Origin of the sequence: Corallococcus carmarthensis, assembly GCF_003611695.1 — a bacterium.
GTDB lineage: Bacteria > Myxococcota > Myxococcia > Myxococcales > Myxococcaceae > Corallococcus > Corallococcus carmarthensis.
In genome coordinates this window covers 1-6,826 of sequence record NZ_RAWE01000331.1, presented here as the reverse complement: position 1 = coordinate 6,826, position 6,826 = coordinate 1, and the positions used below count along the sequence as shown (strand labels likewise).

At 72.4% G+C, this 6,826-nt stretch carries 3 protein-coding genes; all 3 read left to right on the top strand.

The genetic code is table 11. The annotated features are described in order from the left end of the window. Positions 1-687, top strand: a 687-nt coding sequence (locus D7X32_RS42055) for a phosphopantetheine-binding protein (RefSeq protein ID WP_244239485.1), incomplete at its 5' end; no start/stop codon positions are given. Then, on the top strand, positions 680-5,236 hold the full coding sequence (locus tag D7X32_RS42050; RefSeq protein WP_244239484.1) for a type I polyketide synthase: 4,557 nt from the start codon (positions 680-682) through the stop codon (positions 5,234-5,236). The genes D7X32_RS42055 and D7X32_RS42050, both read left to right, overlap by 8 nt. Then, positions 5,233-6,826: condensation domain-containing protein (locus D7X32_RS42045; protein WP_244239483.1), on the top strand; the 1,594-nt coding region annotated here is incomplete at its 3' end. The genes D7X32_RS42050 and D7X32_RS42045, both read left to right, overlap by 4 nt.

The following is a 6,826-nucleotide window of genomic DNA, read 5'->3' as shown; positions in this document are numbered from 1 at the left end:
GTGGGCCGGCGCGACGGGCAGGTGAAGGTGCGCGGCATGCGGTTGGAGGTGGGGGAAATCGAAGGGGTGCTGGGGACGCACCCCGGGGTGAAGCAGGCGGCGGTGGTGGCGAAAAAGGACGCGACGGGAACGAAGCTGTGGGCGTACGTGGTGGGCGAAGTGGAAGCAGGAGCCCTGCGCGAATGGCTGCGGGAGCGGGTGCCTGAGCACATGGTGCCGTCGGTGTACGGCACGCTGGAAGCACTGCCGCTGACGTCCAGCGGGAAGGTGGACCGGGCGAAGCTGCCCGCGCTGACGGCGGACGCCATGCCGCGCACGCATGCCTTCGTGCCTCCGACGACGGAGTTGGAACGCGGCCTCACGGCCCTCTGGCAGGAAGTGCTCGGCGTCGAGCGCGTCGGCCTGGAGGATCGGTTCTTCGATCTGGGCGGCAATTCGCTGACGCTGGTCCGGCTGCACAGCCGCATGCGGGGGCTCCTGAAGGTCGAGGTGCCGCTCGCGGAGTTGTTCCAGTACTCGAGCATCGCGGCGCTCGTGGCGCGCGTCCGGGATCGCTCGGAGGCGGTGGACGCTCCGGACGAAGCCGCCGTCGAAGAGGAGTTCGCGCAACGCCGGGCGCTTGCCGGTCAACGCCGGAAGGCCCGTCAGCAGGTCGAAGCACCGTCGCAGGAGGATGCCGATGAGTGAGCAGGCCGAAGTCTCCGAGGAAGCCATCGCCATCGTCGGTATGAGCGGCCGTTTCCCGGGCGCGGAGGGCGTGGACGCGCTCTGGCGCAACGTGCGCGACGGCGTGGAGTCCTTCGTCGCGCTGGACGACCGCGACCTGGAGGCCGCTGGCGTGGATCCGGCGCTCTCCTCCAGGCCCGGTTATGTCCGCGCGGCCTATCCGCTGGAGAACGTGGACAGATTCGACGCGGCCTTCTTCGGGCTGAGCCCGCGCGCGGCGGAGATCCTCGATCCGCAGCACCGGCTCTTCCTGGAGTGCGCCTGGGAGGCCCTGGAGCACGCGGGCTACGACACCGAGTCGTGGCCGAAGGCCGTGGCGCTGTTCGCCGGCACGGGCGCGCCCGCGTACCTCTACTCGCAGTTGATCCCCCAGCGCGAGCTGCTCGGCACGGTGGGCACCTACCAGGTGGGCATCAGCAACGAGAAGGACTTCCTGCCCACGCGCGTCGCGCACAAGCTGGGCCTTCGCGGGCCGTGCATCGCGGTCCAGACCGCGTGCTCGTCGTCCCTCGTGGCCGTCCACCTGGCCTGCCAGTCTTTGCTGTCGGGCGAGTCCAGTCTGGCGCTCGCGGGGGGCGTGTCCCTGTCGCTCCCGCAGCGCGCGGGCTACCTGGCCCAGGAGGGCGACATCCTGTCCCCGGACGGGCACTGCCGCGCCTTTGACGCCCGGGCCCAGGGCACCGTGCGCGGCTCCGGCGCGGGCATCGTCGTGCTCAAGCGGTTGACGGACGCGCTGGCGCAGGGTGACACCGTCCACGCCGTCATCCGGGGCTCCGCGGTCAACAACGACGGCGCGGGCCGGGCGGGCTACACGGCGCCAGGCGCGGAGGGCCAGGCCGCCGTCATCTCCGAGGCGCTCGGCGTGGCCGGCGTGAAGCCCGGTGACATCCAGTACGTCGAGGCCCATGGGACGGCGACGCCGCTGGGCGACCCCATCGAGGTCTCCGCCCTCAACCAGGCCTTCCGCGCGCGGGCGAACGCGCCGGGCACCATCGCGCTCGGGTCGCTGAAGACGAACATCGGCCACCTGGACACGGCCGCGGGCGTCGCCGGGTTGATCAAGGTCGTGATGGCGCTGCGCCACCAGCAGCTTCCCCCCAGCCTGCACTTCGAGCGTCCCAATCCGGCCATCGACTTCGCGGCCGGTCCCTTCTTCGTCAACAGCACGCTGCGCCCCTGGGAGTCGCACGGCGCCCCAAGGCGTGCGGGCGTCAGCTCCTTCGGCATTGGCGGCACCAACGCGCACGTCATCCTGGAGGAGGCACCTTCAGTGACGACCGCTTCCAGCTTGCGCGCGTCGCATCTGCTGTTGCTGTCGGCCCGAAGCGAGGCGGCCCTGGACGCGGCGACCGGACAGCTCGCGTCCCACCTGACCCGGCATCCGGACCTGGAGCTGGCGGACGTGGCGCACACGCTGATGGTGGGCCGCCGCCGCTTCGAACACCGCCGCGCCATGGTCTGCCGCGACGCGGAGGACGCCCGTCAGGTGCTCGCTTCACGGGACGAGTCCCGGCTGCTCACCCAGCACGAAACCGCCGTGGAGCGGCAGACGGTCTTCCTGTTCCCGGGGCAGGGCGCGCAGTTCGCCGGCATGGCACGCGGCCTCCATGAACAGCTCCCGGTGTTCCGCAAGCACCTGGACGCGTGCTGCGACCTGCTGCTGCCGACGCTCAAGGTGGACCTGCGTCAGCTGCTGCTGGCCCGGGACGGGGACGTGGAGGCGGATCGCCAGTTGCGCCGCACGGCGCTCACCCAGCCCGCCCTCTTCGCCGTGTCCTACGCGCTGGCCCGCACGTGGATGGCCTGGGGCGTGAAGCCCCGGGCGATGCTGGGACACAGCGTCGGCGAGTACGTCGCGGCCTGCCTCGCGGGCGTGCTGCGGCTGGAGGACGCGCTGTCGCTCATCGCCGCGCGGGGTGCGCTCATCGAACAGCTTCCCCCGGGCGCCATGCTCTCCGTGTCGCTTCCGGAGGCCGAGGTCCAGGAGCTGCTGGGCCCGGACCTGTCGCTGGCGGCTGTCAACGCGCCGTCGCTGTGCGTGGTGTCAGGGCCGCTGGAAGCCGTGGAGCGCCTGTCCACGCGGCTGGAGCAGCGCGGCGTCGCGTGCCGGCGGCTGCACACCTCGCACGCCTTCCACTCGTCGATGATGGAGCCCATCCTGGGCGCCTTCGCCGAGCGCTTGCGCGCGGTGCGCTGGTCCGAACCCACGCTGCCGTGGGTGTCCAACGTCACCGGCACGTGGATCACCCCCGCGCAGGCGTGCAGCCCGGAGTATTGGGTGGAGCACCTGCGCCGTCCGGTGCGCTTCGAGGAGGGTGTGCGGACGCTGCTAGAGGAGCCCTCGCGCGCGCTGCTGGAGGTGGGGCCGGGCAACACGCTGGCGACCCTGGCGAGGCGGGCCTCCCCGCCGCCGTCGGTGGTCGTCGCGTCCATGCGGCACTCGCAGGAGGCACGCACGGACCTGGAGGCCCTGCTGGGCGCCGCGGGACGGTTGTGGCTGGCGGGCGTGCGGCTGGACGGGCCGAAGCTGTACGCCCCCGAAGCCCGCCGGCGCGTGCCCCTGCCCACCTATCCCTTCGAGCGCCACCGCTACTGGGTGGAGGCCGGGCCCGCGAAGGACACGCACGACGCGCGCGGCCGGGTGACCAGGCGGCCGGAGTCCGCGGGCTGGTTCTACACGCTGGCCTGGAAGCAGGCGCGGCGGCCGGAGCCCTCGCGCGCGAAGGGGGGGTGGCTGCTCTTCGTGGACGGAGCGGGGACGGCGGTCGCGGAGCGGCTGCGGCGCACCGGCGCCTCCGTGGTGGAGGTGGTGCCCGGGATCGACTTCCTGCCACTGGGGCCTGGATGCTTCGCGCTGGATGGCACGCGGCCAGAGCACCTCACCGGGTTGCTGGAGGCGCTGGGAGACGCGCGGCCGGAGCGGGTGGCGTTCCTCGATGGATGGGCGCTCCCGGGCCATGCCCCCGGGAGCACGGCGCACGTGGAGGCGGCGCTTGCCCGGGGCTTCTATCCGCCCCTGTACCTGGCGCGCGCGATGGAGGCCCGTTGGCCCGGCGCGGCCACGGCGCTGACGGTCGTGACCGCGGGTGCCCATGACGTCACGGGCGAGGAGTCCCTGGATCCCTCGCAGGCCCTGGCGTTGGGGTCGTGCCGTGTGCTGCCCCAGGAGCTGGGGCCCGGCTGGCGTTGCCGCGCGGTGGACGTCACCGCGCCGCCGAAGGACGGCGGAGCCAGTGCGCGCCTGTGGCTGGACTCGCTGGTGGCGGAGCTGGAATCGGATCCGCGCGACGCGGTGGTGGCGCTGCGAGGCCGTCACCGCTGGGTGGAGGACTTCGCGCCCGTGTCCCTGCCGGACGTGTCCACGCGCGGGCTGCTGCGCGAGGGCGGCGTCTACCTCATCACCGGAGGCCTGGGCCGCATGGGCCTGGCGCTCGCGTCGCGGCTGGCGACGGAGGCACGGGCCCGGCTGGTGCTGGTGGGCCGCACCGGACTGCCGGCGCGCGAGGCCTGGACCGCGTGGCAGGCCGAGCACGGCCCCGAGGACGCCACGTCGCGCAAGCTGCGCGCGTTGGAAGACCTGGAGCGGCGGGGCGCGGAGGTGCTGGTGGTGTCGGCGGACGTGACCCGCGACGAGGACTGCCAGCGCATGGTGGCCCTGGCCCACGAGCGCTTTGGCGCCCTGCACGGCGTCATCCACGCCGCGGGCGTGGTGGGCGCCCCAGCGAACGTGCTCGTCTCGGAGGTGGCGCCAGCGCGCTGCGGCCTGTTGTTCGAGGCCAAGGTCCACGGCCTCCTCGCGCTGACCCGCGCACTGAAGGCCGAGCCGCTGGACTTCGTGATGCTCCAGTCGTCGCTGGCCACGGTGCTGGGCGGCCTGGGCTTCGCGGCCTATGCATCCGCCAACCACTTCCTGGATGCCTTCGCCGCGGAGCAGGCGCGCCATGGCGACACGCGGTGGCTGTCCGTCGACTGGGACGGCTGGACCGAGGAGTCCGGGCGGCTGGGGCTCACGCTGGAGGAAGGGGCGCGCGCGTTCCAGCGCATCCTCGGGCTGGGGGAAGGGGGCCGCATCCTGGTCTCCACGGGCGAGCTGTCCGCGCGCAGGGCGCGGAGCAACGCGCCCGCGGAGTCCGTCCCGGTGGTGGATGGAGCCGGTGTGGCGCCGCGGGCACGTCCAACGTCGGCCCATGCGCGTCCTGCGTTGGGGACGCCGTACGTGGCGCCGGAGGACTCCATCCAGCAGCAGGTGGCGGAGCTGTGGCAGGAGCTGTTGGGGTTGGACCGGGTGGGCATCCACGACGACTTCTTCGAACTGGGCGGTCACTCGCTGCTGGGCATGCAGGTGGTGTCGCGGCTGCGGGAGTTGTTCGCGGTGGAGGTGTCCATCCGGGGCCTGTTTGAAACGCCCACGGTGCTGGGGGTGGTGAACGCGGTCCTCGAGGCCCAGGCGTCCCAGGTGGACGCGGGGCGGCTCGAGGCGCTGCTGGCGGAGATGGAGAAGGCACCATGAGCGGGCTGGTCCAGCGGTTTGGCAATCTCTCTCCGGAGAAGCGCGAAGAGCTGATGCGCCGGCTGAAGCAGGAGGCGGCGGGGGCCCCCGCGCCCGACGCCATTCCTCCGCGGGAGAAGTCCACGCCGCCGCCGCTGTCCTTCGCGCAGCAGCGGCTGTGGTTCATCGATCAGCTCCAGCCGGGCCTCGCGTTGTACAACCTGCCCATCGTCCTGCGCGCGACGGGGCCGTTGAACGTGGACGCCTTCCAGCGTGCGCTCCAGGCGCTGGTCGACCGCCATGAAGTGCTGCGCACGACGTTCACGCAGGAGCGTGGGCAGCCCGTGCAGCGCATCGCTCCGGCCATGGAGCTGACCGTGTCCGCGGTGGACCTGCGGGCCCTGCCCGGCGCGGAGCGGGACGCGGAAGCGCTGCGGTTGGCGAAGGCGGAGACGGCCCGCCCGTTCGACCTGGAGCACGGCCCGCTGCTTCGCGCGACGTGGGTCCGGCTGGATGCGAACGACCACGTGCTGGTGCTGGTGCTGCATCACATCGTCTTCGACATCTGGTCCATGGGCGTGCTGGTGCGCGAGGTCCTGGCGCTCTACGACGCCTTCAGCCACGGGCGTCCGGCCGCGCTGCCGCCGCCGAGGATCCAGTACGCGGACTGGGCGGTCTGGCAGCGGGGGAGCGCGCAGCAGGCGGTGCTGGAGAAGCAGCTCGCATACTGGCGGGAGCGGCTCACCGGGTTGGAGATGCTGGAGCTGCCGACCGACCATCCGCGGACGGGCTCGGGCGTGCGGGGAGGGGCGCTCCCGTTCCGGATGCAGCAGGGGCCGTGGGAGGCCCTGAAGGCCCTGGCGCGCAAGGAGGGTTTGACGCCCTTCATGGTGCTGCTGGCGGCGCTGGAGGTCATGCTCGCGCACGAGTCCGGACAGCACGACGTGGCGGTGGGGACGCCCGTCGCGGGCCGCAACCGCCGCGAGGTGGAGGGCCTGATCGGCTTCTTCGTCAACACGGTGGTGATGCGGACGGACCTGTCGGGCAACCCGACGTTGCGGGAGCTGCTGGGGCGCGTGCGCAAGACGTGCGTGGAGGCCTACGCGCAGCAGGACATCCCGTTGGAGCAGATCGTCGCGGCCCTTCAGCCGGGGCGCGAGGCCGGACAGACGCCGTTCTACCGGGTGTCGTTCAACTTCCAGAACGCGCCGCTGTCGGAGGTCCACATCCCCGGGCTCGTGCTGCGCCCGATCGTGATGGAGAGCGGGCTCGCGAAGCTCGACCTCAGCCTCCAGCTCACGGAGGGAGCGGAAGGGCTGACGGGGCTGTGGGAGTACAGCACGGACCTGTACGAGGAGCGGACGGTCCGTCGGTGGATGGAGGGCTTCGAGCGCGTGGTGCGAGCGCTGGTGGAGAATCCGGAGCGGCGGGTCGGGGAAGTGGAGTGGATGGGGGCGGAGGAGCGGCGGCGGGTGGTGGAGGAGTGGAACCAGACGGGCAAGGCGTACGGCCCGAAGGGCGAATGCGGGCACGAAGTCTTCGAAGCGGTGGTGGAGGCGCGGCCCGAAGCGGAGGCGGTGAGGACGGAAGCGGGAGGGGTGAGCTACGGGG